The organism is Bradyrhizobium sp. UFLA05-109 (assembly GCF_054185165.1).
On record NZ_JBBIAR010000030.1, the window covers coordinates 25,007 to 51,742 of the forward strand.

Below are 26,736 nucleotides of genomic sequence, written 5' to 3' on the forward strand. Positions count from 1 at the left end.
CACGGCTTCAGCCGACATTTGAGGGCGGCGAGCCCGTTGGCGAATGTGATCGGCTCGACATCCACAATCCTTGACGCGTGAGCGTCGGCTTTTTGAGGCCAAGCGGAAGTTTTTCGTTCAGTCAGAGCATTCCCGACGATCGCTTCGGAGATTGTTCCCATATCGGAGATGCCCGGAAGTGCGCGCCACGCTCTCGAGCGACGCGAATGACCCCTTGGCAGGCAGCCCGTAGCCTGTTTACTTCCCTGCCACCCTGATCCTCCTTGTCCTTTTTGCGCGCGACAGCGCTTCATAATCCTGCTCAGTCTGTCGGGCGTAACTCGCCGCAAATTTCGCTAACGCGTCATCGAGGACATCGCTCTTGCCGCAATACCCCGCGATCATCGCGACGTCCCCAGACTTCGCGTGCGCGAGCGCCAACGCCCAGCCACACAGCCGGCAATAGTCCGGGAGCGTTTCGAGGTTGTCTACCTTGACCCCACCCTTCATGTCCGCCAGCTGACGAATATAGAACTGCTTTCCTTCAACCTCGCCCCAACCCAGAAAGATATCCGGCGAACCCTGCGTCAGACGCTGACCGAATACCACCCTTTGACCGTGATGCCGGAATGGCAGCTTGAGGTCGACGTATGGCGCCAGAACGGAGGCGTTAGCCTCCTTGATCTGCAGGAAGAGGGGATCGCTCTCGCTGGCTCCTTCGAGCATGAGCATCCAGCATTCGGTGCCAACGCTGCCAACGCCCACCACTTTGCGGGCGACGTCCGTGATGTGATAGCGCGAAAGCAGGAGCTTGCGGTCGTAACCGAGCGAGTGAATGTACGAGTGCAGGAAGCGGTCAAGCGCGACTTTGATGGAGGTTCCTTTCTCGGTGTGGGTCTCGCGTACGATCAGCGGAACGTCTTCGATGAATCGATGATGCCCCTTCACGGGCTCGGTCAATTTGTCGAACGTGGTGATGTGTCCTCGTGCTTTCGCCCGATCCATGACATTTCTGGCGAGGCGGCGCGAGTCAGGCGTCAGGCTGCCCAATATGGCGCGCTCGTCGATCCGCTGATACCAGACGCTCAGGTATCCCATCTCAGCGTAGCAATGGATATGCTTTCTGTAGGAGCGAACGCATTCACGAGCGGCCTGTTCGGATTGCGCCTGGTCGCCGCCGAGGAAGTTGGCCGCGACAGTAGCGCTGGCGGCAAGTCGCTTGAGATCCCACTCCCAGGGACCAACATGGATTTCATCGAAATCGTTGATCGAGAAAACCAGATTTCTCTCGGCCGTGGCGTAAACACCAAAATTGCTGATATGCATATCTCCACACGCTGCAACGCGAATGCCTGATACGGGCGATGTCGACAAGTCGCTTGCCATGACCGCAGCTGATCCGCGCAGGAAGGCAAAGGGGTTCGCGAGCATGCGGCTGTAGCGAACGGGCACTAGCTTCTGGACTCGCGTTGCGTTTTGTCGCTCGAGAATATCAATGGGATCAGGACGGTGACTGGACCGGTCATAGATCGCATGCGACGTGCGTGGCACTTGCTTGCGCAAGGCCTTTCCGGCCTCCATTCGCTGGTTGATGGAAGGCTTTCTGATCGTGAAACTTTCAAGCAGAGCGCCTTCTTTGGTCGACCCGAGCATCCGGTAAAAAGTGGGGTCGACATTGGACTGCAATCGAACCATGCCCATGCTGTCCTCCAATAGCTTGCGGATCTCTCGCAATGGCGAAAGCCTAACCTGCTTCAGATATCGCCGCCTAGGCTACCAGACTGGGATTGGAGATGCCGGGACAAAAGGGTCATGGCGGCCAAGTTGCCTCTTGGCCCCTCGCGTCATTTGCTGCGTCTGCTCAATGCGTGGGCTATCGGGACCGAAGCGGACACCGATTGGTCGCAAGCGCTGCCTGGCTCAGTCGCGAATGACGCGAAGCAGACATCCCACAAACGAAGATCATTCTTGCCAACGAGTTTCTATCCAACGCCGACTGCTGGGGCGCTCGTGATTTCTGTCACAGATTGAAAAACCACCCTCCGATATCAACACGAACGGTGGAGGCACGGGCGTGCTTTGAGCCAGATGTTGCTCACATGAGAGGGACGGAAGATCGCGTCATGGCAGCATTAATTATCGGAGTGTTTCTCGTTGCTGCGTTCGCGATCAGCAGGCTCGTTTAGCAAATTGAAGTTCGTTCCCCGAAGTCTTTCAAAGCACGCTGCGCATGGTGAGACGTATCACAGATTGAATAGCAAGGCCGCGCCTATTCTTCGCCTTCAAAGGGAATGGTCCCTCTTAATAATAGCAGGAGCATTCAATATGGGCGAGATTATTCGATTTGTCGCAAAGTCTGAGCGCGAGCGAGCCCGCTTAATTCGAGAAGCCCGCGCGATATATGACAGCATCTTCCCGGCGGCTGATCCGGTCAGGGAGCAGCATGACAAGGCATCGATAAGTCACACGGTCAGCGGCCCCAAAGCCCATCGCGGCGACGGAGGTCTCGTGTCGTGATCAAGGTCATCGCCGTGCTCTGCAGTCTCTCTTCTCCGACGAATTGCCACGAGCAGATCGTCACCACCTCCGACTTCGCCGACGTCTCACTGCAGTCCTGCCTGATGGGCGCGCCGCAGCTCGCCGAGTGGATGAACCAGCATCCAGCAGAGCGCCTGGCGGCATGGCGATGCGTGATTGGCAGCCAGGATCGCAGGGGAGCTTAGCGTGGAAAGCTGCCTCCTCAGACGGTTTGAACCGCTTAACCACGACGGCTGCGGTTACTGACTGCGACCGTTCAATGGCCGGCCCATCGAGCAAGTTCTTGTTTGCGGAGCATGAGCCTGGAAGTGGCCCCAAGCCGAACAGCGCCTAGGCCGTTGTGATGTCGGCTGTCGGTGGTAAACCGGACGTGGGGCAGCTTGCCTTGACCGCCGCTTGTGCCCCGAAGCGCATTGCGCATGGCTCGAAATCCCTCGAGCCATGCTATCCCGTCTTCGGGTGCAGCCGGCGGGCGGCGTGGACTATCGGGTGCCGAATTGCTTGATTTCGGCGACTCGCTTTTCGCCGGGCAACTTGCCCCCGGCCAGCAGGCTGCTGCAAATCCACCGAGATTCTCTGGGTTGCGCGCCAAGGAAAGCCTTGGTCTCTACGCACTGCGCGTAAGTGTTGTAGCTGAGCGTGTCTGTGCACGTTGGCGAGAACATGCTACCATCCATTCCTCCCTGGCCTGCAAGGCTACATCCAACCCAGGGGGCGTTGCCGACCCTGAAACTTGTTTCGCAACCACCGTTGCAGCTGCGGGCTTCTCTCTCCAGCTTGGCAAGCCTCCCCAATGTTGAATTCGGCGCGAACCCTGGCGTTTGAGCGGTTGAGGTGCCGGTTGTCCTGCGGGATGTCACCGTGTTTGACGACCCCCGTTGCGAATGATGGGGCCTTGCTGCCTGGTCCGGCGCATTGACGGTGACACCGGGAAGCGTGCTGGTGGCCGAACCTTGCGACGATGCCGGGCCACACAGGAAGACAGTTGCGAACATAGCGAGGACCGAGGGGGCGACAGCACTTGAAGACAATTTCATGATGATGCCTTTCCAGGACGGACAGGCCGTCCATTGGTCAAAATAAACCACGCGCAATTCGTAGCTTGTATTCTGCAACCTGACTAGCGGCTTGCTCGCCAAAAAGTTGTGCACGCCGGCGTTGCGGGCAACGGATACGCCCAAGCAAGCGCCTGGTGCGCCGCAACAATCGCGTTGGAAGGGCACGGGCACCAGTGCTGTCTTCCGCTCATGGCCTTAAGGGACAAACTGATACTTCCAGGAATGGAAACGGAAGATCGGATCTTCTGGCAAAATAGGAAAATCCGAAAACAATTTGACGCGTCGGGCAAATCACCTCTAAAGTGGCATCATCGAAAGAGTTCGCATCAACCCGCGCGGAGAAATCCGCTGCGGGTTTTATGCTTCGATAACAACCATGCCGCGCTGGGCTCATTTTGGCTGGTGATTCAGGGCGGAGTCCGCTTTCAACACGAGAGCGGACCAACATGCGGCTTAGCCGAGACGGCCGCTTTTGACCCCGAGCGCACATTTTGCAATCGGACGATGGCCTATTCTTCTGCTAAATGACGCTTGCGTAATGCTGCGGCCCCAATGAGCCTCATGCGTCTCGTGCGCGCTCACGGCAGCGATTGGCGGCCCTTCTAAGTGTCGAGCTTGGAGGCTTTCAAACTTTTCTCCGCAGTATAAAAAATGCGCATCGCTTCGGTGACGTACTTTGTCTGATTGTGGGCGCGTTCTTCCGACAGTAGATAGACGTTGCCGTGACGCGCGACCACGCCAGTTCTTGAGAACTCGTTGAGCTTGCGAATTACCGTCGAGCGCGGCAGGCCCACGTAATGCGAGATTTTTGTTGCATTCATAGGTCTGTTTTCTGCGTGGCCCACCATGATTGCGGAGCCAATCAACAACAGCGAATGATCAACAGGCTTCTTGCCGAACACAGAATCGACCATCACACGGGTGAGCGCAATGTACGCTTTCGCCAATGCAAGCCGCTCCGTACGGTGCATAATCGGGTACGTCCCAGGCATGTGACCCTCCTTTGATATTTTCATCACCGTAAGGCTGACCTGGCGATTAACCGGCGGCGATAGCGCAACGACATGAGTGTCCAAAATGGACGCTCTATCACAAGACCGTCGTTAGGATCGGATGTTACTAGCAGATCGCGATCCAACTCAGAGGGGATGTAATGAAGTCCTTTGGAATCTTGTTGAGAGCAGTGGTGTTGACGGGCCTGGGCTGCTCCGCTTCGGTGGCCCAAACCGCAGAACCAACCTACAAAGCCGATCCTGACACCTACAAAGTGATTTTTGAGGACGCTAATTACCGAGTGATCGAAGCGAACCACAAAAAGGGTGTCCACGACAAAGTGCACGGTCACCCCGTGCCGTTTGTCGTGGTTAACCTTGCCGACTGTAAGAACAGGCTGTACGGGGCCGATGGTAAGACAACTGAAAATGTCGCCAAGTCCGGATCAGTGCAGGTATTGCCTGCGATCCCCTCACACTCAGCCGAGAACATCGGCGACGCGGACTGCAAACAAATCTTTGTAGAAAAAAAATAGGCATTCGCGCATCCGAAAAGAGACGCGGCAAACGTCACTCTAGGAGCCGCCGGGGACTGCGCCCGACGGCTCTATTATTTTGGGCGGCCCCGGGTGTCGACCTTCTTCTGGAGGCGCAAATTGACTGCCTATGGCCCTTCGCGTCGTTTGCTGCGTCTGCCCAAAAGCAGTCGCTATCGGGACGGAAGCGGACATCGATTGGTAGTGAGCACTGCCCGGCTCAGTCGCGAATGACCCAAATGAGGCATTCTTGATTTAGATCAACGAGAAATGACATGGCGTTTCGTCTACTCGGGGTTGTCGGGCCACCCGTTAGGCCGAATAATTTCTATGCTCAGCCGCAACGCATTCATGGGAGAGATCACGTGAGTAGAAGCGCGATTTCTTTGATATTGGGTCTTATGCTCTCGCCTATCCTTTCACTCACCACGCAGGCACAGAGCGTCATCACCGAGCAGGAGGCGCAATCCATTGCCAGGGATGCCTACATCTACTTCTATCCGTTGGTGTCCATGGACGTAACCCGCAAGCAGCTTACAAATGTCGAGCCTGGCAAAGGCATCGGCGCGCCCATGAACATGTTGTTCAACGTTCCGACCTTTCCCGCTGCCGACATGAGACAGGTCGTGCGACCCAATTTCGACACGCTGTATTCCTTTGGGTACGTCGACCTCACCAAGGAGCCGATGGTCGTTTCGGTCCCTGACACGGGTGGGCGTTATTACCTGCTGCCCATGCTCGACATGTGGACGGACGTATTTGCGTCGCCGGGTTGGCGCACGACGGGAACGCAAGCGGGCAATTTCCTCGTCACGCCACGCGGTTGGAGCGGAACCGTACCGGAAAAATTTACGCAAATCGAAGCGCCGACCCCATACGTCTGGATTATTGGCCGCACCAAGACTGACGGTCCGGCGGATTACGATGCGGTTCACAAAATTCAGGCCGGGTACAAAGTCACGCCGCTCTCGGAGTGGGGCAAGCCATCCAAACCAGTCGAGGCGAAGATCGATCCGAGGATCGACATGAAGACGCCTCCAAAAATTCAGGTCGATACCATGAAGGGCGGCGATTACTTCGTCTATGCGGCTGAGCTTCTCAAGCTGCACCCGCCCCACCTCACTGACCAGCCGGTTATTGCCCAGATGAAGCGGATCGGCATCGAGCCGGGCAAGAGCCTGGATATGAGCAACCTCGATCCCGTCGTGAGGAAGGCGCTGGACGATGCCCCGGCGGCTGGGCAACAACTCATGGAATGGAAAGTGCCAACTATTGCCCGGGTTGCGAATGGCTGGTCAGTGAATACCGACACGATGGGCGTGTACGGCAATTATTATCTCAAACGCGCCATCGTCGCGCAGGTTGGCCTCGGCGCGAACCTACCGGAAGATGCGATCTATCCACTTAACCTCGCCGACGAAACCGGCAAGCCGCTCGACGGCGCAAGCAAATACTCCGTCCACTTCGACAAGGGCGCTACACCACCGGCAAATGCCTTTTGGTCGATCACGCTCTACGACAGTGACGGCTTTCAGGTAGCAAACAGCCTCAATCGCTTTGCGGTGAGTAGCTGGATGCCATTCAAATACAACCCGGACGGCTCTCTTGACCTCTACTTCCAGAACGAGAGCCCGGGAGCGGACAAAGAGATCAACTGGCTGCCCGCGCCAAAGGGGCCTTTCAACTTGACGATGCGCCTCTACGCTCCGAAATCGGACGCCCTCACCGGCAAGTGGAACCCGCCGCCCATCACGAAGCTTCAGGGCGTGTCGAACCTGATGGCTCAGTGAGCATCAACGCGAGCATCGACGCTCACGCACCGGTGCTCACCTTACGCTGAATGTCGGCTCATGGCCCTTCTCGGACCTCATGCAACGCCGGCATCTTCGACGTTATTGAAGGTTAAACGGACATCACAGACGCGAGAGTCCACGCCTAAACTGCCTGTCCTGCCTTCGACAGCGAGCATCCCGTGATCTTGTAGCTGCCGTCGCTCTGCTGCTCCAGCGTATAGAGGGCGTCCCAGGCTTCGTTATTGGCATCGATGATGTGGACGTACTGGCCGATCCAGTCGCCATCGACCTTGGTCTCGCCGAACTCAAAGCTCTTGTGCCGATAGATCGGTGCGTAGGCACTCTCCACCATCGCCATGAAGATGTCGGCGGCCGGGAAGATCTTCCTGATCGCGGGCGCGGCGTAGGAATAGGCGGCCGCGGCATCGTCGCGGGCAAAAGCCTGCTCCTGGGCGCGGATCACGCTCTTGGCGTCGGCGATGTTGTCGGCCTGCGCGGCCGCAAAACTCAGGAGTAATGTGATCAGCAACACCGCGATGCGCATCACTGGCTCCGTATTATCGTTTTTTCTTCGCCGCCGGTTTTGTCTTTTTGACGGTCGCGCGCGATGATGGTTTGGACTGCACGCGAAGTCCGTCGACGAATACGTCGAGCAGCCTGAGCGCGGTCGATTGCCAGCCGGGTTGGTCGTGCATGTAGCACATGCCGAAGAATGCACGCAGCAGGTCCTCGGGACTGATGTCGGCCCGCATCTGGCCGGCTGCAACCGCACGATCGAGCAGTGAGCCGATGGCTTTGGTCAGACGCTCGAACGAGAAAGCGTGCAGCTCCGACCCGCTCTGCACCGCAAGGGCCAGCGCTGCCGACATGCCTTTCTTGGTCGTGACGAACTCGACATTGGAGCGCAGCCAGCGCCGCAGGGCGTCAACCGGGTCCTTCGCGCTTCTGAGTTGCTCGGCAAGCTCGCCGAGCTGCTCGACCTCGCGGCGGTACACCGCCTCGAACAGTGCCTCGCGCGTTGGAAAATGGCGATAGAGCGTGCCGATGCCGACACCGGCGCGTTTTGCAACGGCTTCCAGGCTCGCCTCCGGCCCGCCCGCGCTGAACACGGCTTTCGCAGCCTCCAGCACGCGCTCGCGATTGCGCACGGCGTCGGCGCGGGGCTTCCGGATGTTGTCGACCTGGTCGTCCATACGGACCAATCTAGATCACGATCTGGTTAGATTGAACCCTTTGCGCGAGGCATCGCGTTGTTTGCACACGGGGTTTTGACGAATTCCAATATTTTTCGACGGCACTTGTGAAACGGAGGGTGCCTCCGTATCTTCGCTGACACGTCGGCTCGTCTCATGTTCGTCCGGCGACAGATCGACTGCGGCCACGGCGGTGGCGCGCATGCGATCGACCATCTCCATATCTGATCGGAGCCCTGTATGACCCACTCCATCAGCCTCACCGTAAACGGTGTGCGGCGCGATTTCCAACTCGACGACCCCAGAGTCACGCTGCTCGATCTCTTGCGTGAGCGTCTGGAACTGACCGGAACCAAGAAGGGATGCGACCGCGGCCAGTGCGGCGCCTGCACCATCCTGGTCGACGGCAAGCGGATCAACTCCTGCCTCGCGCTCGCCGTCAGCCATGACGGCGCCGACATCCTCACCATCGAAGGCATTGCGCGCGGCGACCAGCTTCATCCCGTGCAGGCGGCCTTCATCGCCCATGACGGCTTTCAATGCGGCTTCTGCACGCCCGGCCAGATCATGAGCGCGATCGGGATGATGCGGGAGGCGCAGGCGGGCGATGATCCCGAACGTATCAGGGAATGCATGAGCGGCAATCTCTGCCGCTGCGGCGCCTATGCCGGCATCGTCGATGCCGTGCTCGAGGTGCAGACCGGTGAAGCCAACCAGAGGCGCTCCGCATGAAGCCGTTCGATTACGTCAGGCCTGCGACCATCGCCGAGGCCGTCACCGCCGCCGCGCAGCCCGGCGCGACCTATCTTGCCGCCGGCACCAATCTGCTCGACCTGATGAAGGGCGGCGTCAGCCGTCCGGACCGTCTGGTCGATGTCACGCACCTGAAGGGGCTCGACCGGATCGAGCATCTCCCAGACGGCAGCCTGCGTATCGGCGCGCTCGTTCGTAATGCCGATCTCGCGCATGACCCCGCGTTTGCAAAAGCCTATCCGGCGATTGCCGAAGCGCTGTTGTCGGGCGCCTCGGCGCAATTGCGCAATGCCGCGACCGTCGGCGGCAATCTCCTGCAACGGACGCGCTGTGCGTATTTCTATGACCCCGCCAGCCGCTGCAACCGGCGCGAGGCCGGCAGCGGTTGCGACGCGCGCGGCGGCGAGAACCGGCTGCATGCGGTGCTCGGCTGGAGCGAGGGCTGCATCGCCACGCATCCCTCTGACTTCTGCGTGCCACTTCTCGCACTCGACGCCATCGTCGAGATCGAAGGCAAGGGCGGTCGGCGCGAGCTGCCGCTCGATGCGCTGCACCTTTTGCCGGGCGCAACGCCCGAGCACGAGACGGCGCTCGAGCCCGGTGATCTGATCGTGGCGGTGCGCCTGCCGGCCGCAGCCCGCGATTTCGCCAGCCATGCGCGCTATCTCAAGGTCCGCGAGCGCACCTCCTATGCCTTTGCCGTGGTATCCGCCGCGGCAGCGCTGAGGATCGAGAACGGCAAGATCAGCGATGCCCGGCTTGCGCTCGGCGGTGTCGCCGCAAAGCCCTGGCGCGCCCGCGCTGCCGAAGCGGTGCTGAAAGGTGCCACGCCCGAGCCGTCCGCCTTCCGCGAAGCCGCGCAAGCTGCGCTCGCTGATGCAAGGCCGTCCGGCGACAACGCCTTCAAGATCGAGCTCGCGCGCCGCATCGTCGTGCGCGCGCTGACCCTTGCCGCCGCTGGAACGCCCGCGCGCATTCCAGCACTGCCGGCCTCTCCCTTTGCTTCCGGAGCCCTGCATGCCTGAGATCAGCCTCACCTCCGCCCCCGCTCACATCCGCCATGGCTCGAACATGGGCCAGCCGCTGACCCGCCGTGATGGCGTTCTGAAGGTCAAGGGGCAGGCCGCCTACGCCGCGGACCATCATCCGCCGGGCATGCTGTTTGCGGTCATTGCGGTGTCCAGCATCGCGCGCGGCCGCGTGACGGCGCTCGACGTCGCGGCGGCCAAAAGCCACAAGGGTGTGGTCGAGGTCATGACGTCGAAGCACAAGCCTGAGCTCGCGATCGACCCCGACATCAAGACCAATCCGTTCGTGTTCCGGATGGAAGTCCTGCAGAGCGATGAGATCCGCTACGCAAACCAGCCGATCGCCGTCGTGATCGCGGAGACGCTGGAGGCGGCCACTGAGGGCGCAGCGCTGCTGGCGCCGCGCTATGAGGCGCTAAACCCTCGCGTCGGTCTCGATGCCGGCGAAGCGTTCGCACCGCCCGTCGTCGGTGTTGGCAATCCTGCACAGGTGCAGCATGGCGATATCGACGCCGGGCTCGCTGCGGCCGCAAAGCGGTTAGAGGTGACCTACGAGACGCCGCCGCAATATCACAACGCCATGGAGCCGCACGCGATCGTCGCTAGCTGGGACGGCGACACGCTCTCGATCGATACGCCGAGCCAGGCCATGGTGATGGCGCGCGCCCGCGTCGCCGAGCTGTTCGGCATCGCGCCGGACAAGATCCGGATCCGCAGCCCGTTCCTCGGTGGCGGTTTCGGCTCGAAGGGATTTTTGACGGGACCGCAGATTCTCGGCGTCATGGCGGCGAAGCTGGTCGGCAAGCCGGTGAAGCTCGTGCTGCGCCGTGAGCAGATGTACGGCCCGGTCGGCCATCGTGCGCCGACGCGGCAGCGTTTGCGGATGGGCGTCGACGCGGACGGGCGCTTCACCGCGATCGATCACCACGCGAAGACGGTGTCGAGCAGCTACGACGATTTCTACGAGCCCGCCGCGGATGCATCGCATACGCTCTATGCGAGCCCCGCGATCAGGACCTCGCACGAGGCGGCGCGCGTCGACACCGGCACGCCGCTATTCATGCGCGCGCCCGGCGAAGCGACGGGATCGATCGCGCTCGAAAGCGCGATCGACGAGATGGCGCTCGCCTGCGGCATGGACCCGCTCGCCTTCCGCCTGAAGAACTATGCCGAGGTCGAGCCGACCACCGGCAAGCCGTTCTCCTCAAAGGCGCTGCGCGCCTGTTACGAGCAGGGCGCGGCGCGCTTCGGCTGGAGGAGCCGCCCGCTTGCGGCGCGGCAGATGCGCGATGACTCCGGTCTCCTGGTTGGCTGGGGCATGGGGACGGCGACTTTCCCCGCGCTGATGTTCCAGGCCGAGGCGCGCGCGGCGATCCGCCGCGATGGCACCGGCGTGATGGAGATCGGCGCGCACGACATGGGGCAGGGCGCCTGGACCGCGCTCGCCCAGATCGCGGCTGATGGCCTCGGCCTCGATGTCGATCGCGTTGAGTTTCGCTCCGGTACCTCCGATCTGCCCGATGGTGGCATTGCCGGCGGCTCGGCGCATACGGCGACCGCGGGCAATGCGATCCACAATGCCGGCGCGGCCGCAATTGCAAAGCTCGCCGATCTCGCAACCCGTGACGAGCGTTCGCCGCTGTTCGGCGCCGGCAATGCCGGCGTGATCGCGCGCGATGGAAAACTGTTCCGGCGCGACGACGAGAGCCGCGGCGAGAGCTATGCCGACATCCTCGCGCGGGCCGGCCTTGCCGAGGTCGATGCGCGCGGCACCGGCGCACCGAATCCGACGGCGCAGACCGACTATGCCATGCATGCGCACGGCGCGGTCTTTGCCGAGGTGAAGGTCGATCCCGAGCTCGGGCAGATCCGGGTCTCGCGCATGGTCGGCGCGTTCGCCGCGGGCCGCATCATCAATCCGCATCTGGTGCGAAGTCAGCTTGCCGGCGGCATGATCTGGGGCCTGTCCTTTGCGTTGCACGAGGAAGCCATCATCGACCGGCGCAGCGGCCGGATCATGAACGCCAATCTCGGCGAGTACCACATCCCCGTGAATGCCGACGTGCCGCCGATGGGCGTGCTGACGGTCGAGGAGCACGATCCGCACGTCAACGCGCTCGGCATCAAGGGCGTCGGCGAGATCGGCATCACCGGCAGCGCCGGCGCGGTGGCGAACGCCGTATGGCATGCGACCGGCGTGCGCGTGCGCCGCTTCCCGATCCGGATCGAGGAGCTGCTGACGCCGCTGTGAGATGCTTTGTTCACCTCTCCCGCTTGCGGGAGAGGTCGACGCGCTCGGCAGCGCACTTGCGCGCCTGAGCGCGGTGGGTGAGGGCTCTCTCCTTTGAGGGAGTCTTTCTGCGGAGACACCCTCTCCCCAGCCCTCTCCCGCAAGCGGGAGAGGGGGCGCAGCATCTCCGCGGCCGCTATCTCCTCAGAACGTCGGCGGCGTGCAGGCCGAGATCACCTCGCATGGCTTGCCGCCGACGCAGCGGAAGCGGTGCGGCCTGCGGCTTTCGAAATAATAGGCATCTCCCGGGTTGAGGATGCGCCGCTCGTCCTCCACCGTGACCTCGAGCTTGCCGGAGATCACGACGCCGCCTTCCTCGCCGTCATGCACCAGCGGCACGCGGCCGGTGTCGCTGCCCGGCTCGTAGCGCTCTTTGAGGATCTGCAGGCTCCGGCCGAACAGATTGTCGCCGACCTGGCGGTAGGAGATCGGCTTCTTGCCGACCTCGGTCAGCTCCTCGGCGCGATAGAAGATCTTGCGCCGCGTCTCCGGCTCCAGCGCGAAGAACTCGGCGAGGCCCATCGGAATGCCGTCGAGGATGCGCTTGAGCGCGCCGACGGACGGGTTCATCTGGTTGGATTCGATCAGCGAGATCGTCGAATTGGTGACGCCGGAACGCTTGGCGAGTTCGCGCTGCGACAGCTTGTGGCGCGCCCGGATGAATCGCAGCCGTCCACCGATGTCGACGCTCATGGGCAAATCCCTGTTGCAGGTGTTGCGGATCGCGCAAATATGGACCGGCCGCCCCAACCAGATCAATGGGTTGCAGCCGTGCAGAAAAGGACTTGTTGCGCTTCTAAAGCCGTGGCTCTGCTTCCGGGTCAGCAAAGGAGCGGCCCGTGACCCTTCACCAGATTCCGAACACCATCAAGACCGATTCGCACTGGATGCCGTTCACGGCCAACCGGCAGTTCAAGAAGGCGCCGCGCCTGTTCTCCTCGGCCGAGGGCATGCATTACACCACCGTCGACGGTCGCAAGGTGATCGACGGCTCGGCGGGCCTGTGGTGCGTCAACGCCGGCCATGGCCGCAAGCAGATTGCGGCAGCGGTCGAGAAGCAGCTCATGACGCTCGATTTCGCGCCGTCGTTCAATATGGGTCATCCGCTTTCGTTCGACTTCGCCGAGCGGCTCGCGGAGATCGCGCCAAAGGGCCTCGATCGCATCTTCTTCACCAACTCCGGCTCCGAGTCGGTCGACACTGCGCTCAAGATCGCGCTCGCCTATCATCGCGCCACCGGCCAGTCGAGCCGCACCCGCCTGATCGGCCGCGAGCGCGGCTATCACGGCGTCGGCTTCGGCGGCATGTCGGTCGGCGGCATGGTGGCGAACCGCCGCGCCTTTGCGACCCATCTGCCGGGCGTCGATCACATCCGCCACACCCATGATCTCACCCGCAACGCCTTTGCCAAGGACCAGCCGGCCCATGGCGCCGAGCTTGCCGACGATCTCGAGCGCCTCGTCGCGCTGCACGGGGCCGAGACGATCGCCGCCGTCATCGTCGAGCCGGTGCCGGGCTCGACCGCGGTGCTGCCCCCGCCGCAGGGCTATCTCAAGCGCCTGCGCGAGATCTGCGACAAGCACGGCATCCTCCTGATCTTCGACGAGGTCATCACCGGCTTCGGCCGCCTGGGTACGCCGTTCGCCGCCAATTTCTTCGGCGTCACGCCGGACCTGATGACGACGGCCAAGGGCATCACCAACGGCACCGTGCCCTGCGGCGCCGTGTTCGCGAGCCGCAAGGTGCATGACGGCGTGATGACCGGCCCGGAGGGCCAGATCGAGCTGTTCCACGGCTACACCTATTCGGCGCACCCGGTGGCCTGTGCCGCCGGCATCGCGACGCTCGACATCTACAAGGACGAGGGCCTGCTCACCCGTGGCGCAGGGATCGCCGACTACTGGCGCGATGCGCTGCATCAGCTGAAGGGGCTGCCGAACGTCGTCGACATCCGCAATTGCGGCCTGATGGGCGCGGTCGAGGTCGCACCGCGTGATGGCGCGGTCGGCGCGCGCGGCTATGACATCATGGTCGATTGCTTCAACACCGGTCTTTACCTGCGCATGAGCGGCGACTCCTTTGCGATGTCGCCGCCCCTGATCGTCGAAAAGAGCCACATCGACCAGATTGTCTCGATTCTCGGCGACGCCATCAAACGCGTGGCCTGATAATTGCTCTCGCGGTTCTCGACCAGTTGTTCTTGCTAAAGCGCGATGAAATTGAGATGAATCGTCATCGCGCTTTAGGTTGTTGTTTGAGCATGATCTTTTCGGAAAACCGCTTCACACTTTTCCGGATCATGCTCTAGCGGCGCGACATACGCCGCGGGAGTGGTGTCAAACGTGAAAGTCCTGATCCTCGGCAGCGGTGTCATCGGTGTCACCTCTGCCTATTATCTCGCGCGTGCCGGCCATGAGGTGACGGTCGTCGACCGTCAAGGCGAGCCGGCGCTCGAAACGTCCTTTGCCAATGCCGGCGAGGTCTCGCCCGGCTATTCCTCGCCGTGGGCCGGTCCCGGCGTGCCGGTGAAGGCGATCAAATGGCTCTTGATGAAGCATGGTCCGCTGGTGATCCGGCCCAAGGTCGATCCCGTGATGTGGGTCTGGCTGCTCAAGATGCTGCGCAACTGCACGTCCGCGCGCTATGCCGTCAACAAGAGCCGGATGATCCCGATCGCGGAATATAGCCGCGATTGCCTGCGCGCGCTGCGCCGGGACATCGGCATTCAATATGACGAGCGCTCGAAGGGGACGCTCCAGCTGTTCCGCTACCAGGCGCAGCTCGACGGCACGGCTGAGGATATCGCCGTGCTCAAGCAGTATGGCGTGCCCTACGAGGTGCTCAATCGTGAGGGCTGCATCGCGGCAGAGCCCGCACTCGCCGGCGTGAAGGAAAAGATCGTCGGCGGCCTTCGGCTGCCCGAGGACGAGACCGGCGACTGCCACATGTTCACGCAGGCGCTGGCCGCAGAGGCCGAAAAGCTCGGCGTGCGCTTCATGTTCAACACGTCCATCGACGGCATCGTCACGGACGCCTCGCGTGTCACCGGTGTGGCGACCGGTGCCGGCCTGTTGCAGGCGGATGCCTATGTCGTCGCGCTTGGAAGCTGGTCGTCGCGCCTCGTTGCTCCCCTCGGGATTTCCCTGCCGGTCTATCCGGTGAAGGGCTATTCGATCACGGTGCCGATCAAGGATGCTTCCGGCGCGCCGGAATCGACCGTGATGGACGAGAGCTACAAAGTTGCGATCACGCGGCTTGGCAATCGCATCCGCGTCGGCGGCACCGCGGAGATCTCCGGCTATTCCGACAAGCTCTACGCCGCGCGCCGCGCCACGCTCGATCACTCGGTGTCGGATCTGTTCCCGCGCGGTGGCGATCTCTCCAAGGCCACGTTCTGGAGCGGTCTGCGACCGATGACGCCCGACGGCCCGCCCGTGATCGGCGCCACGCGCTATCCGAATCTCCATCTCAATACCGGCCACGGCACGCTTGGCTGGACCATGTCCTGTGGCTCGGGCCGCGTGCTCGCGGACATGCTGTCGGGCAAGAAGCCGGAAATCGATACGAGCGAGCTGACGCTGGATCGTTACAATCACCGGTTTGGGTGATTTGCGCTGTCATTCCGGGGCGCCTCGAAGAGGCGAACCCGGAATCTCGAGATTCCGGGTTCGATGCTTCGCATCGCCCCGGAATGACGCAGATTAGCTCGTCCCAGTCACGCAGTTTACCCACAGCACGACTGCCTTCGCATCATCAGCCGGGTTGGAAAACCGGTGCGGCCGCCGGCTTGCAAACCGAAAACTATCGCCCGTCTTCAGCGACCACGTCTCCGTATCCACCGTCAGCATCATCTCGCCTTCGAGCACGAGGCCGGCCTCTTCGCCGTCATGGGTGTAGAGCTCATCGCCGGTCGAGCCACCGGGCTCGAGATGCACCAGGAACAGGTTGAGCCGGTTCTCGGCGCCCGCGGCGCTCAGCAGCTGTTTCGAAATGCCGGTGCGCCAGAGCTTCAGCTCCGGACGTTGCATACCGCGCGTCACCACGGAATCCGATGTGCCGTCCGTGCTCGGGCTCGCGCCGAACAGCGCGGCGATGCCGACCCCGAGCACGTCGGCGAGCGTCGCAAGCACGCGCAGCGATGGCGAGGACAGGCCGCGCTCGATCTGGCTGAGGAAGCCGATCGACAGCGACGTGCGCTCGGCGATCGTCTCAAGTGAGAGCTGCCGTGTCCGCCTGAGATCGCGGATGCGGCGTCCTACCGCGACGTCCATCGCCGGCTCGGCCGGCTTGGCGACGGCTTTTGCCCTCTTCACCGCCTTCACGGCGGCCGGTTTGCGCATTCTTTTGCCACCGCTCACGTCAAACCGCTTCCTTCATGTGCATGAAAACCGCTTGCATCACCCGCGAAAGTGTGACCAAATTTTCATATTGGTGAAAATAAGCCGAAACGGCCTGACCCGCAACATCTGCCCTCACAAGCTGCGCGGGTGCGCAGCCATCGGCCGAACCCAACAGGGGGATTGCGATGAAGCGTTTCGTTCAGGCCGCGGTCGCGGCGCTCGCCCTTGCAGCCAGCATGCCGGCATCCGCGCAGCAGGTGCTGAAGGTCGGCTCGACCCCGACGGGCATTCCCTTCACCTTCCTCGACACCAAGACCAACACCATCCAGGGCGTCATGGTCGATCTCATCACCGAGGTCGGCAAGGACGCCGGCCTCAACGTCCAGATCGAGCCGATGCAGTTCTCGGCGCTGATCCCCTCGCTGACCTCGAACAAGATCGACATCATTGCCGCCGCAATGTTCATCACCGCGCCGCGCAAGGAGGTGATCGACTTCTCCGATCCGATCTACACCTATGGCGAAGGCCTGGTGGTGCCGAAGAGCGACACCAAGGCCTATACCTCGCAGGAGGATCTGAAGGGTGAAGTCGTCGGCGCCCAGGTCGGCACCGCCTTCGTCGACGCGCTGAAGAAATCGGGCCTGTTCAGCGACGTGAAGGCCTACGACACCATTCCCGACATCCTGCGTGACGTGAACGCCGCGCGCCTCAAGGCCGGCTTCGCCGACTATCCGATCCTCGCCTACAACCTCAAGCAGGGTGGCTTCCCCGAGGTGCGCCTCGTTGCGAGCTACAAGCCCGTGACCGTCGGCTCGGTCGGCATCGGCGTGCGCAAGAGCGACACCGAGCTGCTCGGCAAGATCAATGCCTCGCTCGGCCGGCTGAAGGCCAACGGCACCGTGGACAAGATTCTCGCCAAATGGGGCCTGAAGGGCTGATCGCCGATGCAGGGCTTTTGGCGCGACACCGTCGAGTTCTTCCCGATCCTCCTCAACGGCGTCGCGCTCACGATCGTCGTCACCATCGGCTCGCTGATCCTCTCGACGCTGCTCGGGCTGGTCTGGGCCCTGATGCGGGTCTCCGGCATCGGCTTCCTGTCGGGCCTGAGCGCCAGCGTGATCAACGTGATCCGCGGCATCCCGATCATCGTGCTGCTGTTCTATCTCTATTTCGTGATGCCTGATCTTGGCGTCACGCTCACGGCATTGCAGGCCGCGATCCTCGGCCTCGGCATCGCCTATTCGGCCTATCAGGCGGAAAACTTCCGTGCCGGCATCGAGGCGATCGACAAGGGGCAGATCGAGGCAGCGCAGACCATCGGCATGGGCTGGTGGCTCACCATGCGTCGCGTGGTGCTGCCTCAGGCGGTGCGCATCGTGCTGCCGCCCTACGGCAACGTCATGATCATGATGCTGAAGGATTCGTCACAAGCCTCGACCATCACGGTGGCCGAGCTGGCCTTACAGGGCAAGCTGATCGCCTCCTCGACCTTCAAGAACACCAGCGTGTTCACGCTGGTGGCGCTGATGTATCTCACCATGAGCATCCCCTTGATCCTGCTCGTCCGTCATTTCGAGAAGCGGGCCGGCAAGCGATGATCGAGCTCGACGACGTCCACAAGAGCTTTGGCAAGGTCGAGGTGCTCAAGGGCATCACGGCATCCGTCGAGAAGGGCGAGGTGGTCTGCATCATCGGCCCGTCCGGCTCCGGCAAGTCGACCATCCTGCGCTGTATCAACGGGCTCGAAAGCTACGACCGCGGCGACATCAGCATCGAAGGCACGCGCGTCGATCGCAATGCGCCATCGATCGTCTCGATCCGCACGCAGGTGTCGATGGTGTTCCAGCGCTTCAACCTGTTCCCGCATCGCACGGCCCTTGAGAACGTCGTCGAGGGGCCGCTCTATGTAAAGAAGGAGCCGCGTGCCGCGGCGCTCGAGCGCGGCCGCGCGCTGCTCGCGCAAGTGGGCCTCGCCGAAAAAGCCGACATGCATCCGCCGCAGCTCTCCGGCGGTCAGCAGCAGCGCGTCGCGATCGCGCGCGCGCTCGCCATGCAGCCCAGGGCGATCCTGTTCGACGAGCCGACTTCGGCCCTCGATCCCGAACTCGTCGGCGAGGTGCTTTCGGTGATGCGCAAGCTCGCCGATGACGGCATGACCATGGTCGTCGTCACCCACGAGATGGGCTTTGCCCGCGACGTCGCTGATCGCGTGCTGTTCATCGACGGCGGCGTCATCGTCGAGCAGGGGCCGGCGAAAGCGGTGCTCAACCAACCGCAGCATGCGCGGACGCAAGACTTCTTGCGCCGCGTGCTGCATCCGCTCTGATCCGGTGTCCGACATGACCGCACGCCTGCCTTTGCCGCCCTCGCTCTACGCCGACACCGCCGTTGCGCCGGTGGCCACGCCGCCACTCGATGCGGACAAGACCGTTTCCGTTGCCATCGTCGGCGGCGGCTACACCGGCCTGTCTACGGCGCTGCATCTGGCTGAGCAGGGTGTCGACGCGCTGGTGCTGGAGGCGCAGGAGCCGGGCTGGGGCGCGTCCGGCAACAATGGCGGCCACACCAATCCGGGGCTGAAGCACGATCCCGATCAGATCGAGGCCGATTTCGGCGCTGATCTCGGCCGCCGCATGATCGGATTCTCCTACGGCACGACGAATTTTACGCACGACCTGATCCGCCGTTACCAGATTCCCTGCGAGGCGCGGCAGAACGGCACGCTGCGGGCGGCCTACAATGAAGCGAGCGCCGCGGCGATCGAAAGCACCGCAAAGCAGTGCATTCGCCGCGGCATGCCGGTGACGCTGCTTAATCGCGAGCAACTGCGCGAGATGACCGGCAGCGATCGCTATCTCTGCGCCATGTTCGATGCGCGCGGCGGCGATCTGCATCCGCTGAGCTACGCCCGTGGCCTCGCGCGCGCCGCTATCTCGGCCGGTGCGAACGTGCACGGCGAAACCCCGGCGCTCTCCCTTCGCCGTGAAGGTACGCGTTGGCGCATCGAGACGCCGCGCGCGGTGGTACGTGCCGAAAAGGTGCTGCTCGCCACCAACGGCTTTACGGATGATCTCTGGCCCACGCTCCGCCGCACCATCGTGCCGGTGTTTTCGTCGATCGCCGCGACCGCACAGCTCTCCGACGAGGCGCCCGTTCGATCATGCCGACGCGTCCGGTGCTCTACGAAAGCGGGCACATCACGGTCTACTATCGCATCGATCAGCACAACCGCCTGCTGATGGGCGGCCGCGGCCCGATGCGCTGGATCAACGCGCCGTCCGATGTCGCCTATCTCATGCGCTATGCCGAGCGGCTGTGGCCGCAGCTCGGGGGCGTCGCCTGGACCCATGGCTGGAACAGCCGTCTTGCGATCACCAAGGATCACTATCCGCATGTGCACGAGCCGGCGGAGAACATCCTGATCTCGCTCGGCTGCAACGGCCGTGGTGTCGCGCTCTCCACAGCGATGGGCGCCCAGCTCGCTCGCCGCCTGATCGGCGGCAGGAGCGCCGAAATCGACATGCCCATCACAGGCATCAAGCCAATCCCGCTGCACGCCTTCTGGCCGGTCGGGGTCAAGAGCGCGGTGATCGCCGGTCGCGTGCGGGACCGGCTGGGGATCTAGCGCGCGTTTGGATTTGACGCAGGTGCGCTCGCTCTCCCGCTTGCGGGTAGGGCAATCGCATATGACGCAAACGCTAGCGGCGCTGAAGCTTCCACATCGTCATGGCCGGGCTTGTCCCGGCCATCCACGTCTAACCCGCAGCACAAAGAACGTGGATGCCCGGGACAAGCCCGGGCATGACGACCTAGTCGATGATCATATGCGATTGCCCTGCGCAAGCGGGAGAGGTGCAGCGATGCTCGCGGCCCGATCGACTTTCCTTCTCAGCCTTCCGCCACCGCATCGGCCCACGGCTGGAAGATATCGACTGCGCCGGAATTCGTGTCGCCCTCGCGCATCACGACGCTCGGGCAGGCGAACTTCATCGGCACGGCCTGCACCTGCGTCTCCTCATAATCGAAGCGCGCCGCGAGCGCCTTGCGGGCGTCCGCGGGCAGTCGCCGATCGCCGGTCACGACGGCGCCTTCGCTGGCGTCGATGCGCGGCTGGTGAATTGCGGCATCGAGGTCCATGCCATAATCCATCGCGAAGGAGAGGAGTTGCGTGACCGCGGGCAGGATGCGGCGGCCGCCGGAGGCGCCGACCGCGAGGCGCTTGCCGTCTCTGGTTTCGGCGATCACCGGCGTGATGTTGGTGAGGCAGCGCTTGCCGGGCGCCAGCGAATTGGTCGTGCCGGGCGTCGGGTCGAACCACATGATGCCGTTGTTCATGGGAATGCCCGAGTGCGGCGTCACGTATTTCGAGCCGAAGGTCGACAGCAGCGTCTGCGTCACCGCGGCCATGTTGCCGTGGCGATCGACCACGGAGAAATGCGTGGTACAGCCGGGCGCGAGATATTCGGCGCCGAGCGACCGCCTGCCATCGGCATCGCCCATGTCGTTGAGCCGTTCGCGATAGGCCGCTTGCAGGGCGGCGGCGTATTCAGCGTAGGCCGCAGCATCGGGTGCGCCTTCCGGCTTCAGGTTTTGTTGCAACAGGCGCAGCGCATGCGCAAGTGTCGGGCCGGCGGTGAGCTCGGGCGTCGCAAACACCTCGCCACCACGATAGGGAATTTTCAGCGGCTCGCGCAGATGGGCGCGGAAGGAGGCCAAATCCTCGACCGAGAGGGCGCCGCCATCAGCCCGGATGTCGGATGCGATACTTCTGGCTAGATCGCCCTGATAGAAGTCGCGCGGGCCCGATGCGGCAAGGTGCGACAGCGTCGCCTGCAATTTCTGCTGCGGTAACCGCGTCTCGGCCTTGATGCCCCACGGCGCATTCGGGGGCAGACCGTCGACAAGATACGCCTCGGCGCTGGCAGGATAGCGCCGCAGGTCAGCCGCCGAGCTTGCGATCATCAGCGTCGTCCACCAGTCGACCAGCAGGCCTTCGCCGGCGAGTTTTGCGCTCGGTGCGATCAGGTCCTTCCACGGTAGCCTGGCGTGGCGGCGATGGGCTTCCTCCATGCCGGCGACGACGCCGGGCACGGCGATCGAGCCCGGACCGTGGACGTTGCGGTCGTCCTTCACCCGGACCCAGGGAAAGAGGTCGGAGGCCGCGCCTTTTCCAGTGAGCGGATAATCCTCGACGCGCAGGCTTTGCGGCGCACGCATGTTGTAGTCGATCACCTCATAGCGGTTGTCGGCCGCGCGATAGAGCACCATGATGCCTCCGCCGCCCATGCCGCTCATCCAGGGCTCCAGCACGTTCAGCGCGAAGGTCGTGGCGATCACCGCATCGACGCAGTCGCCGCCGGCCGCCAGCACCTCGGCCCCGATCTCGGCCGCGCGGCGTGACTGCGCCGCGACGATGCCGCCTTTGGCGTGGCGCGCGGGTTTGCGTGGCTCTTGGGCATAGCTGAACTGGTGGGACATGGCGCTCATATTGCGTTGGATGGAATTGCACTGCGCTGGTGTAGCGACGAGAGCATGGCACATCGCGACCAGTGATCCATGGGAAAGCGTAACATGGCAGGTGTGAAGGAGACGCAAGATGGCCGGATAATCCGACGCTAGTCCCCGATCCTTGCAAACACCTCTTCCGCCGGCACCGGCGGCTCGACGTTGAACGTCTCATCCAGCACCCGTCGCAGCTCGTCGGCGCTGTCGATCGTGCGCTCGCTTCTGACCTCACCGTCGCGCCCTTCGATGGTCAGCCGCCGGTTGGCGAGCTTGTAGCGCGCATCCGCTGCGACACGCTCCATGATCAGCGTGCTGGTGAAGGGCGGGATGGAGCTCGTCGAGGTGAAATAGTTGCCGAGCTCGTAGTCGGATTGAAGCTGCGGGACCAGGTCGAAGACGTACATGGTCCGCCAACCGCTGGGCTGTCTCGCACTGATCGAGAACAGGCCGTTGGTCTCGCTGATCCGGAAAGTACCCATCGCGGTGCGCTGCTCGATCTCCGTCCGGAACTGCAAGGGGCTATCCAATACGCAGACGCCGAATCCGACATCGGCGATGTAGGGACCCTCGGGCAGGTCGACCTTGAGCAGCATGTGGACCTTTGGACCCAACGGACTATCGGGTGGCGACATCCAGCGCACCCGGCCGGACAGGCCTGTCACCGCAAAGCCGATGGTCTCGAGCGCCGCCTTGAACAGCGCATTCTGCTCGAAGCAGTAGCCGCCGCGCCGGGAGTCGACGAGCTTGGCCTGCACGGCCGGCAGATCGAGGTCGACCGGCCGGCGCAACAGCGGATTGAGCCCCTCGAACGGGATCGCGTCGACGTGAGCGCGGTGGAGTGCCGTGAGGGTCGCCAGATCCGGCTTGACCGCCGCGCCGTGGCCGATGCGTGCCAGGTAATTGTCCAAATGGAATTCATGCGACATGAAATGGTCCCTGCGGCCTGAAAAGGCGGGCAGGGTAGACAAGGCCGTTTCCTGTTGGAAGCTTTAATCGTGGCGGGAGGGGGCGGGACCGGGACGGATGACGTCCTTCGATCCGGTGGGCGAGGCTCAGAGCCTGCCGTCAGGCCGGCGTTTGCCGTGCCTGGCGTGCCATTTCGGCCCCGGGCCACGCATGTAATGCAGCTCGGGGCGGTAGGGATTGCCCGCGAGCTTCACCAGCGTCTGCCACCGCGAGGCGATCGCGGAGACGTGGTGGCGAAGCAGCGTGAGCGAAGCGATCAGCATGGCAAAGTCCTCAGTGCGGCCTGCCGAGCATGGAGCTGAACGGCAGGTCGAAGATCTCCTCGCCGTCGTCGTCGCTGACGTGCAGGATCCAGTCGCGCCAGTCTTCGTCGCCGGGCACCATGATCATCGAGCGCATGATTTGCGCAGCGCGGTCGCAGGCCTCGGTCAGATTCGACACGGCGGTGCCGTGCCGGTCGATCAACATGCCGTCAGTATTCGAGCAGTGAAAAAAAACCTGGACCATAGCCGCCTCCTCCACGAAGCGAATCGGACGCAATCAACCCATAACACTCTGACGTTGTCGGAAATATTCGGGTTCAACCCGGTAAGGGAATTTACGGATGTTCCGATTCACGGGACGGTGAGCGCGTTACCGATTCTTAACCATCGGCTGGACGGCGCAGCGGAGCCGTGGAACTCTCGATTTGCCGGGGACGGGGGAGGGGGAAAGCCTTGCGATTTACGAGAAAGGCCGTTGGCCGGCCGCGCGCGCTCGCATGCGTTCTGCTGGCTGCGGGGCTTGGCTTTGCGCCGCCGGCATCGTCCGACCCGATCCGGAAAAGCGGCTATGCGATCGGCACGGACACCTGCGGCAGTGGCGATCTCGCCTTCCCGAGACTTAAGATCGACCTCCGCCAAGGGTTTTGCGCCGGTCTCGTCGCCAGCGAAGACGATCATCTGAAATTCCCGCGATCGATCATCCAGATCCCCGGACATGAGCTGTTCGTGGTCGCCGACATGGGCGGCTGGGGCCACACCGACGGTCGACTGTTGCTGCTCGATCCCCGCGCGGCCGAGGGCAAGCGGATCAGGGAGCTGCTGACGGGGATCGAATATCCCTTCGGTCTGGCGATCGGTCCCGACAAGAGGCTCTATGCCTCCACCGACGAGACGATCTTCCGCGTCGATCCGCTTGCCGACAATCCGCGCGGCACGGTCGAAACCATCCTTCACCGTCTGCCGGGCCGCCGGCTCACCCTGCCTGATGGCACCAGGCTCGAGGAGAGCGCGCATCCGCTCAAGCAGTTCGTGTTCGACCGCACCGGGCGGCTGTTCGTCAATGTCGGCTCGCATAGCGATGACTGCATTACCCAGCCGCCGATCACCGGGCCATGCGCGCCGGCGGAAGGCGCCTCGGCGCTCGCCGCGATCTGGATGTTCACGCCGCCTTCAGGCGGCGTCTTCCCCGCATTGAAGCCCAACGATCTCAATCCGCCGCACGAGGTCTATGCGCGCGGCTTGCGCAACTCGATGGCGCTGGCGCTGCACCCGCAATTTCCCGATCCCGGCTACGCTTTCCTGCAAGGTGAGAACGGCCGCGACCTGCCTGATATCTTCAAGCCGAACGAGGAGATCAACGCGATCGAGCAGGGCAAGCACTACGGCTGGCCCTATTGCTACGACCTCTCCACGGTGAGCCCGGAATTCAGGCTGGTGCTGCAATCGGGGCCTTACAAGAACCTCTGCGCCGGGAATGCCCTCTACAAGCAGCCGTTTTCGCTGCTGCCGCCGCACGGCGCGCCGCTCGGGATGCTCTACTATCACGGCCAGAAGTTTCCGGAGCTGGAAGGCAGGCTGCTGATCGCCCTTCATGGCTATCGTCCGACCGGCAGCCGCCTGCTGGTCTACGACGTCGACGATCACGGCTTCCCCAAGGTGAGTCCGCCGCCGGTCCGCTACCATGTGAGCTGCGCCGCCGAGCCGACGCGCAGCTTCCGGACCGACGCAGGCGAGGTCGCCGCGGCGCCCTTCGAGGAATTGATCGCTGGCTGGCACCGCGTCAACGGCGCGCGGCCGCAGGGCGCGCCCGTCGGCATCACCGTTGCGGAGGATGGCGCGATCTGGCTGGTCGAGGACAAGAACCAGACCGTGATCCGGATTGACCGCACGGATGGCAATGCGCCGGAGCCGCTCCCCTGCGACATGCGAAGCGCGGCGCAAATCGACCAGCTCGCCGCTTTCGTTGCAAAGGATGCACAGAACAGGGATCGGCTCTCGGTGCTGCGCAAGGGGCTCGTGCAGAAGCACTGCGTCGGCTGCCATTCGGATTTCGGACTGAAGCAGGACCAGTCCGACACCGAGAAGGACCAGAGCGTGCTGCGCTTCATGTTGTCACAGGACGGCTGGATCTATCCCGGCGATCCCGGATCCGGAAAGCTGCGTACGCGCCTGCGCGGCGTCGGCGCGGAGAAGCTGATGCCGCCGGGCGGCGAAGCGCTGGCGAAGACCGAGCCCGGCTACGCCCGCCTGCTCGACTATGCGGACTCGCTGGTCGCAAATATGATTCCGGGAACACGCATGCGGATCAAGCCCGGTCCACCGACGCGCAAATTCGTCGCGCGCAGCGGCAAGGAATGCGGCGAAATGCCGGCCACCAAGGTCGTCGTCGTGACACAAAGGACCGCTGTAGACAAAGCCGGCTTCAGCCGGTTCTACCGGCCGGCCGATCAATATCTCAACGGCGAATGCACCGACGACGATGGCTACTACATCCAGCAGAACGATCTGGTGCCTTTGCAGTAGCGTGCTCCTGGCGATCGCCGTGCAGCCGGCCTTTGCCGAGATGAAGCTGTTCGAAAGCACGCAGGTGACGCCGGCGGGCGAATACACCTTCGGCATCGAAGGGCCGGCCGTCGATCTCGACGGCAATCTGTTCGTGGTCAATCTCGGCAAGCCCGGCACGATCGGCAGATTGCCGGCGGGCGCTTCGGCGTCCGAGCCTTTCGCGCAGCTTCCGCAAGGCAGCGTCGGCGTTTCCATCCGCTTCGATCGCGACGGCACCATGTTCGTCGCCGACTACAAGGGCCACAACATTTTCGCGCTTTCCAAGGGCAGCGCGGAGCCGCGCGTCTGGTTTCATTCCGACGAGATGAAGCAGCCCAACGACATGACGATCGCGCGCGACGGCACGATCTATGCGAGCGATCCGAACTGGAAGGGGCGCGAGGGCCATATCTGGCGCATCGCCAAGATGGTGGACGGATCGGTGCAGGGCCAGCTCATGGCGGCGCCGCGCGCGATGGGCACCACCAACGGCATCGATCTCAGCCCGGACGGCAAGACGCTTTATGTCGGCGAATCCAACAGCGGCGAGATCTGGTCGTACAGCATCCGCGGCACCGAACTCACCGACGCGAAGCTGATCAAGACGTTGCAGCCGGACACCATCGACGGCCTGCGCACCGACGTCAGCGGCAGGCTCTATGTCGCGCGCATTCTCAAGGGCACGATCGCGGTCATGAAGCCCAACGGCGCGGTTCAGCGCGAGGTCGCGTTGAAGGGCAAGGAGCCAACCAACCTCGCTTTCGGCGGCGCCGACGGCAAGACCGTCTTCGTCACGCAGCGCCAGGGCGGCTTCATCGAGGCCTTCCGCAGCGATCAGCAGGGTCGCGAGCATTGCCTGCAACGCGGCGGTTGCTGAGCCGCGATCCGCGCTCCGCGCAGGGCACGCACGCAAGGTGCGGCGCTGTTCTTGCTTGCATCGCAGCGCCGCCGGGATCAA

At 63.1% G+C, this 26,736-nt stretch carries 25 protein-coding genes and 1 pseudogene; 15 read left to right on the plus strand and 11 right to left on the minus strand.

Going from position 1 to position 26,736, the window contains the following annotated elements:
• Nucleotides 1–237: 237 nt before the first annotated feature.
• Nucleotides 238–1,680, minus strand: coding sequence for a DUF2252 domain-containing protein (locus tag Q3C01_RS22315; RefSeq protein WP_458147453.1), 1,443 nt, complete (start codon nt 1,678–1,680; stop codon nt 238–240).
• Between the two features lie 624 nt (nt 1,681–2,304).
• On the opposite strand from Q3C01_RS22315, the gene Q3C01_RS22320 reads away from it, so the two are divergent.
• Together Q3C01_RS22320 and Q3C01_RS22325 are read left to right on the plus strand one after the other, a co-directional pair.
• Nucleotides 2,305–2,496: a hypothetical protein gene (locus tag Q3C01_RS22320; RefSeq protein ID WP_458147454.1), complete on the plus strand. Its 192-nt coding sequence runs from the start codon at nt 2,305–2,307 to the stop codon at nt 2,494–2,496.
• Complete coding sequence (locus Q3C01_RS22325) at nt 2,493–2,702, plus strand: hypothetical protein (RefSeq protein WP_458147455.1); 210 nt, start codon at nt 2,493–2,495, stop codon at nt 2,700–2,702. Before Q3C01_RS22320 ends, Q3C01_RS22325 begins: the two co-directional genes overlap by 4 nt.
• Before the next feature lie 1,475 nt (nt 2,703–4,177).
• Here the strand turns inward: Q3C01_RS22325 and Q3C01_RS22330 are convergent.
• Nucleotides 4,178–4,567 (minus strand): helix-turn-helix domain-containing protein, encoded by a 390-nt coding sequence (locus Q3C01_RS22330; protein ID WP_458147456.1) that lies wholly within the window; start codon nt 4,565–4,567, stop codon nt 4,178–4,180.
• Between the two features lie 161 nt (nt 4,568–4,728).
• Between Q3C01_RS22330 and Q3C01_RS22335 the strand changes: the two genes are divergently transcribed.
• Nucleotides 4,729–5,103, plus strand: a complete 375-nt coding sequence (locus Q3C01_RS22335; RefSeq protein WP_458147457.1) for a cupin domain-containing protein — start codon at nt 4,729–4,731, stop codon at nt 5,101–5,103.
• 401 nt (nt 5,104–5,504) lie between these two features.
• A complete protein-coding gene (locus tag Q3C01_RS22340) occupies nt 5,505–6,893 on the plus strand; it encodes a DUF1254 domain-containing protein (RefSeq protein ID WP_458147525.1) in 1,389 nt (462 codons plus the stop codon).
• A 145-nt stretch (nt 6,894–7,038) separates the two neighbouring features.
• Here the strand turns inward: Q3C01_RS22340 and Q3C01_RS22345 are convergent, their stop codons facing one another.
• From Q3C01_RS22345 to Q3C01_RS22355, 3 genes are read right to left on the minus strand one after another with little or no spacing between them, the layout of a single operon-like run.
• Entirely contained in the window at nt 7,039–7,440 is a 402-nt protein-coding gene (locus tag Q3C01_RS22345) for a DUF4864 domain-containing protein (protein ID WP_458147458.1), read from the minus strand.
• 13 nt (nt 7,441–7,453) lie between these two features.
• Entirely contained in the window at nt 7,454–8,089 is a 636-nt protein-coding gene (locus Q3C01_RS22350) for a TetR/AcrR family transcriptional regulator (protein WP_254103682.1), read from the minus strand.
• Nucleotides 8,090–8,104: 15 nt separating this feature from the next.
• Nucleotides 8,105–8,305 (minus strand): hypothetical protein, encoded by a 201-nt coding sequence (locus Q3C01_RS22355; RefSeq protein ID WP_458147459.1) that lies wholly within the window; start codon nt 8,303–8,305, stop codon nt 8,105–8,107.
• A gap of 24 nt (nt 8,306–8,329) precedes the next feature.
• On the opposite strand from Q3C01_RS22355, the gene Q3C01_RS22360 reads away from it, so the two are divergent.
• The 3 genes from Q3C01_RS22360 to Q3C01_RS22370 are packed head-to-tail and all read left to right on the plus strand — an operon-like array spanning nt 8,330 to nt 12,121.
• The gene (locus Q3C01_RS22360; protein ID WP_458147460.1) at nt 8,330–8,821 is read left to right on the plus strand and encodes a (2Fe-2S)-binding protein; all 492 of its coding nucleotides are present in this window, start codon (nt 8,330–8,332) and stop codon (nt 8,819–8,821) included.
• Nucleotides 8,818–9,867, plus strand: coding sequence for an FAD binding domain-containing protein (locus tag Q3C01_RS22365; RefSeq protein ID WP_458147461.1), 1,050 nt, complete (start codon nt 8,818–8,820; stop codon nt 9,865–9,867). Before Q3C01_RS22360 ends, Q3C01_RS22365 begins: the two co-directional genes overlap by 4 nt.
• Nucleotides 9,860–12,121: a xanthine dehydrogenase family protein molybdopterin-binding subunit gene (locus Q3C01_RS22370; RefSeq protein WP_458147462.1), complete on the plus strand. Its 2,262-nt coding sequence runs from the start codon at nt 9,860–9,862 to the stop codon at nt 12,119–12,121. The genes Q3C01_RS22365 and Q3C01_RS22370 overlap by 8 nt, the downstream gene beginning before the upstream one ends.
• A 183-nt stretch (nt 12,122–12,304) precedes the next feature.
• On the opposite strand, the gene Q3C01_RS22375 is transcribed toward Q3C01_RS22370, so the two are convergent.
• Nucleotides 12,305–12,853, minus strand: a complete 549-nt coding sequence (locus Q3C01_RS22375; RefSeq protein ID WP_027552747.1) for a cupin domain-containing protein — start codon at nt 12,851–12,853, stop codon at nt 12,305–12,307.
• 146 nt (nt 12,854–12,999) lie between these two features.
• Here Q3C01_RS22375 and aptA point away from each other — a divergent pair, with 146 nt between their 5' ends.
• On the plus strand, nt 13,000–14,328 hold the full coding sequence (gene aptA, locus Q3C01_RS22380; RefSeq protein ID WP_458147463.1) for an omega-aminotransferase AptA: 1,329 nt from the start codon (nt 13,000–13,002) through the stop codon (nt 14,326–14,328).
• 174 nt (nt 14,329–14,502) lie between these two features.
• Nucleotides 14,503–15,768, plus strand: a complete 1,266-nt coding sequence (locus Q3C01_RS22385; protein ID WP_458147464.1) for a D-amino acid dehydrogenase — start codon at nt 14,503–14,505, stop codon at nt 15,766–15,768.
• A gap of 93 nt (nt 15,769–15,861) precedes the next feature.
• Here Q3C01_RS22385 and Q3C01_RS22390 read toward each other — a convergent pair whose 3' ends face one another.
• On the minus strand, nt 15,862–16,500 hold the full coding sequence (locus Q3C01_RS22390) for a helix-turn-helix domain-containing protein (protein ID WP_458147465.1): 639 nt from the start codon (nt 16,498–16,500) through the stop codon (nt 15,862–15,864).
• 185 nt (nt 16,501–16,685) lie between these two features.
• On the opposite strand from Q3C01_RS22390, the gene Q3C01_RS22395 reads away from it, so the two are divergent.
• The 4 genes and pseudogenes from Q3C01_RS22395 (at nt 16,686) to Q3C01_RS22410 (ending at nt 20,125) form a co-directional block, all read left to right on the plus strand.
• Nucleotides 16,686–17,438, plus strand: coding sequence for an ABC transporter substrate-binding protein (locus tag Q3C01_RS22395; RefSeq protein ID WP_458147466.1), 753 nt, complete (start codon nt 16,686–16,688; stop codon nt 17,436–17,438).
• A 6-nt stretch (nt 17,439–17,444) separates the two neighbouring features.
• Nucleotides 17,445–18,098, plus strand: coding sequence for an amino acid ABC transporter permease (locus Q3C01_RS22400; protein WP_458147467.1), 654 nt, complete (start codon nt 17,445–17,447; stop codon nt 18,096–18,098).
• Entirely contained in the window at nt 18,095–18,826 is a 732-nt protein-coding gene (locus Q3C01_RS22405) for an amino acid ABC transporter ATP-binding protein (protein ID WP_458147468.1), read from the plus strand. Before Q3C01_RS22400 ends, Q3C01_RS22405 begins: the two co-directional genes overlap by 4 nt.
• Before the next feature lie 13 nt (nt 18,827–18,839).
• Nucleotides 18,840–20,125, plus strand: a pseudogene (locus Q3C01_RS22410) (NAD(P)/FAD-dependent oxidoreductase).
• Nucleotides 20,126–20,388: 263 nt separating this feature from the next.
• On the opposite strand, the gene Q3C01_RS22415 reads toward Q3C01_RS22410, so the two are convergent.
• The 4 genes from Q3C01_RS22415 to Q3C01_RS22430 all read right to left on the minus strand — a co-directional run bounded on the left by Q3C01_RS22415 (nt 20,389) and on the right by Q3C01_RS22430 (nt 23,478).
• Nucleotides 20,389–21,978 (minus strand): gamma-glutamyltransferase, encoded by a 1,590-nt coding sequence (locus tag Q3C01_RS22415; protein ID WP_458147469.1) that lies wholly within the window; start codon nt 21,976–21,978, stop codon nt 20,389–20,391.
• 137 nt (nt 21,979–22,115) lie between these two features.
• Nucleotides 22,116–22,931, minus strand: coding sequence for an arylamine N-acetyltransferase family protein (locus Q3C01_RS22420; protein WP_458147470.1), 816 nt, complete (start codon nt 22,929–22,931; stop codon nt 22,116–22,118).
• A gap of 126 nt (nt 22,932–23,057) precedes the next feature.
• Nucleotides 23,058–23,234, minus strand: coding sequence for a hypothetical protein (locus Q3C01_RS22425; protein ID WP_458147471.1), 177 nt, complete (start codon nt 23,232–23,234; stop codon nt 23,058–23,060).
• A gap of 10 nt (nt 23,235–23,244) precedes the next feature.
• A complete protein-coding gene (locus tag Q3C01_RS22430; protein ID WP_458147472.1) occupies nt 23,245–23,478 on the minus strand; it encodes a DUF6894 family protein in 234 nt (77 codons plus the stop codon).
• A 260-nt stretch (nt 23,479–23,738) separates the two neighbouring features.
• Between Q3C01_RS22430 and Q3C01_RS22435 the strand changes: the two genes are divergently transcribed.
• On the plus strand, nt 23,739–25,757 hold the full coding sequence (locus Q3C01_RS22435; protein ID WP_458147526.1) for a PQQ-dependent sugar dehydrogenase: 2,019 nt from the start codon (nt 23,739–23,741) through the stop codon (nt 25,755–25,757).
• Nucleotides 25,714–26,655, plus strand: a complete 942-nt coding sequence (locus Q3C01_RS22440) for an SMP-30/gluconolactonase/LRE family protein (protein WP_458147473.1) — start codon at nt 25,714–25,716, stop codon at nt 26,653–26,655. Before Q3C01_RS22435 ends, Q3C01_RS22440 begins: the two co-directional genes overlap by 44 nt.
• The last annotated feature ends 81 nt before the right edge of the window (nt 26,656–26,736 follow it).

Coding starts and splice junctions, on each gene's coding strand:
- Q3C01_RS22400 (WP_458147467.1), top strand. CDS start 17,445: ATGCAGGGCTTTTGGCGCGACACCGTCGAGTTCTTCCCGATCCTCCTC.
- Q3C01_RS22405 (WP_458147468.1), top strand. CDS start 18,095: ATGATCGAGCTCGACGACGTCCACAAGAGCTTTGGCAAGGTCGAGGTG.
- Q3C01_RS22370 (WP_458147462.1), top strand. CDS start 9,860: ATGCCTGAGATCAGCCTCACCTCCGCCCCCGCTCACATCCGCCATGGC.
- Q3C01_RS22415 (WP_458147469.1), bottom strand. CDS start 21,978: ATGTCCCACCAGTTCAGCTATGCCCAAGAGCCACGCAAACCCGCGCGC.
- Q3C01_RS22330 (WP_458147456.1), bottom strand. CDS start 4,567: ATGCCTGGGACGTACCCGATTATGCACCGTACGGAGCGGCTTGCATTG.
- Q3C01_RS22350 (WP_254103682.1), bottom strand. CDS start 8,089: ATGGACGACCAGGTCGACAACATCCGGAAGCCCCGCGCCGACGCCGTG.
- Q3C01_RS22420 (WP_458147470.1), bottom strand. CDS start 22,931: ATGTCGCATGAATTCCATTTGGACAATTACCTGGCACGCATCGGCCAC.
- Q3C01_RS22315 (WP_458147453.1), bottom strand. CDS start 1,680: ATGGGCATGGTTCGATTGCAGTCCAATGTCGACCCCACTTTTTACCGG.
- Q3C01_RS22360 (WP_458147460.1), top strand. CDS start 8,330: ATGACCCACTCCATCAGCCTCACCGTAAACGGTGTGCGGCGCGATTTC.
- Q3C01_RS22335 (WP_458147457.1), top strand. CDS start 4,729: ATGAAGTCCTTTGGAATCTTGTTGAGAGCAGTGGTGTTGACGGGCCTG.
- Q3C01_RS22355 (WP_458147459.1), bottom strand. CDS start 8,305: ATGGTCGATCGCATGCGCGCCACCGCCGTGGCCGCAGTCGATCTGTCG.
- Q3C01_RS22395 (WP_458147466.1), top strand. CDS start 16,686: ATGAAGCGTTTCGTTCAGGCCGCGGTCGCGGCGCTCGCCCTTGCAGCC.
- Q3C01_RS22390 (WP_458147465.1), bottom strand. CDS start 16,500: ATGCGCAAACCGGCCGCCGTGAAGGCGGTGAAGAGGGCAAAAGCCGTC.
- Q3C01_RS22425 (WP_458147471.1), bottom strand. CDS start 23,234: ATGCTGATCGCTTCGCTCACGCTGCTTCGCCACCACGTCTCCGCGATC.
- Q3C01_RS22340 (WP_458147525.1), top strand. CDS start 5,505: ATGCTCTCGCCTATCCTTTCACTCACCACGCAGGCACAGAGCGTCATC.
- Q3C01_RS22320 (WP_458147454.1), top strand. CDS start 2,305: ATGGGCGAGATTATTCGATTTGTCGCAAAGTCTGAGCGCGAGCGAGCC.
- Q3C01_RS22440 (WP_458147473.1), top strand. CDS start 25,714: ATGGCTACTACATCCAGCAGAACGATCTGGTGCCTTTGCAGTAGCGTG.
- Q3C01_RS22430 (WP_458147472.1), bottom strand. CDS start 23,478: ATGGTCCAGGTTTTTTTTCACTGCTCGAATACTGACGGCATGTTGATC.
- Q3C01_RS22345 (WP_458147458.1), bottom strand. CDS start 7,440: ATGCGCATCGCGGTGTTGCTGATCACATTACTCCTGAGTTTTGCGGCC.
- Q3C01_RS22375 (WP_027552747.1), bottom strand. CDS start 12,853: ATGAGCGTCGACATCGGTGGACGGCTGCGATTCATCCGGGCGCGCCAC.
- Q3C01_RS22365 (WP_458147461.1), top strand. CDS start 8,818: ATGAAGCCGTTCGATTACGTCAGGCCTGCGACCATCGCCGAGGCCGTC.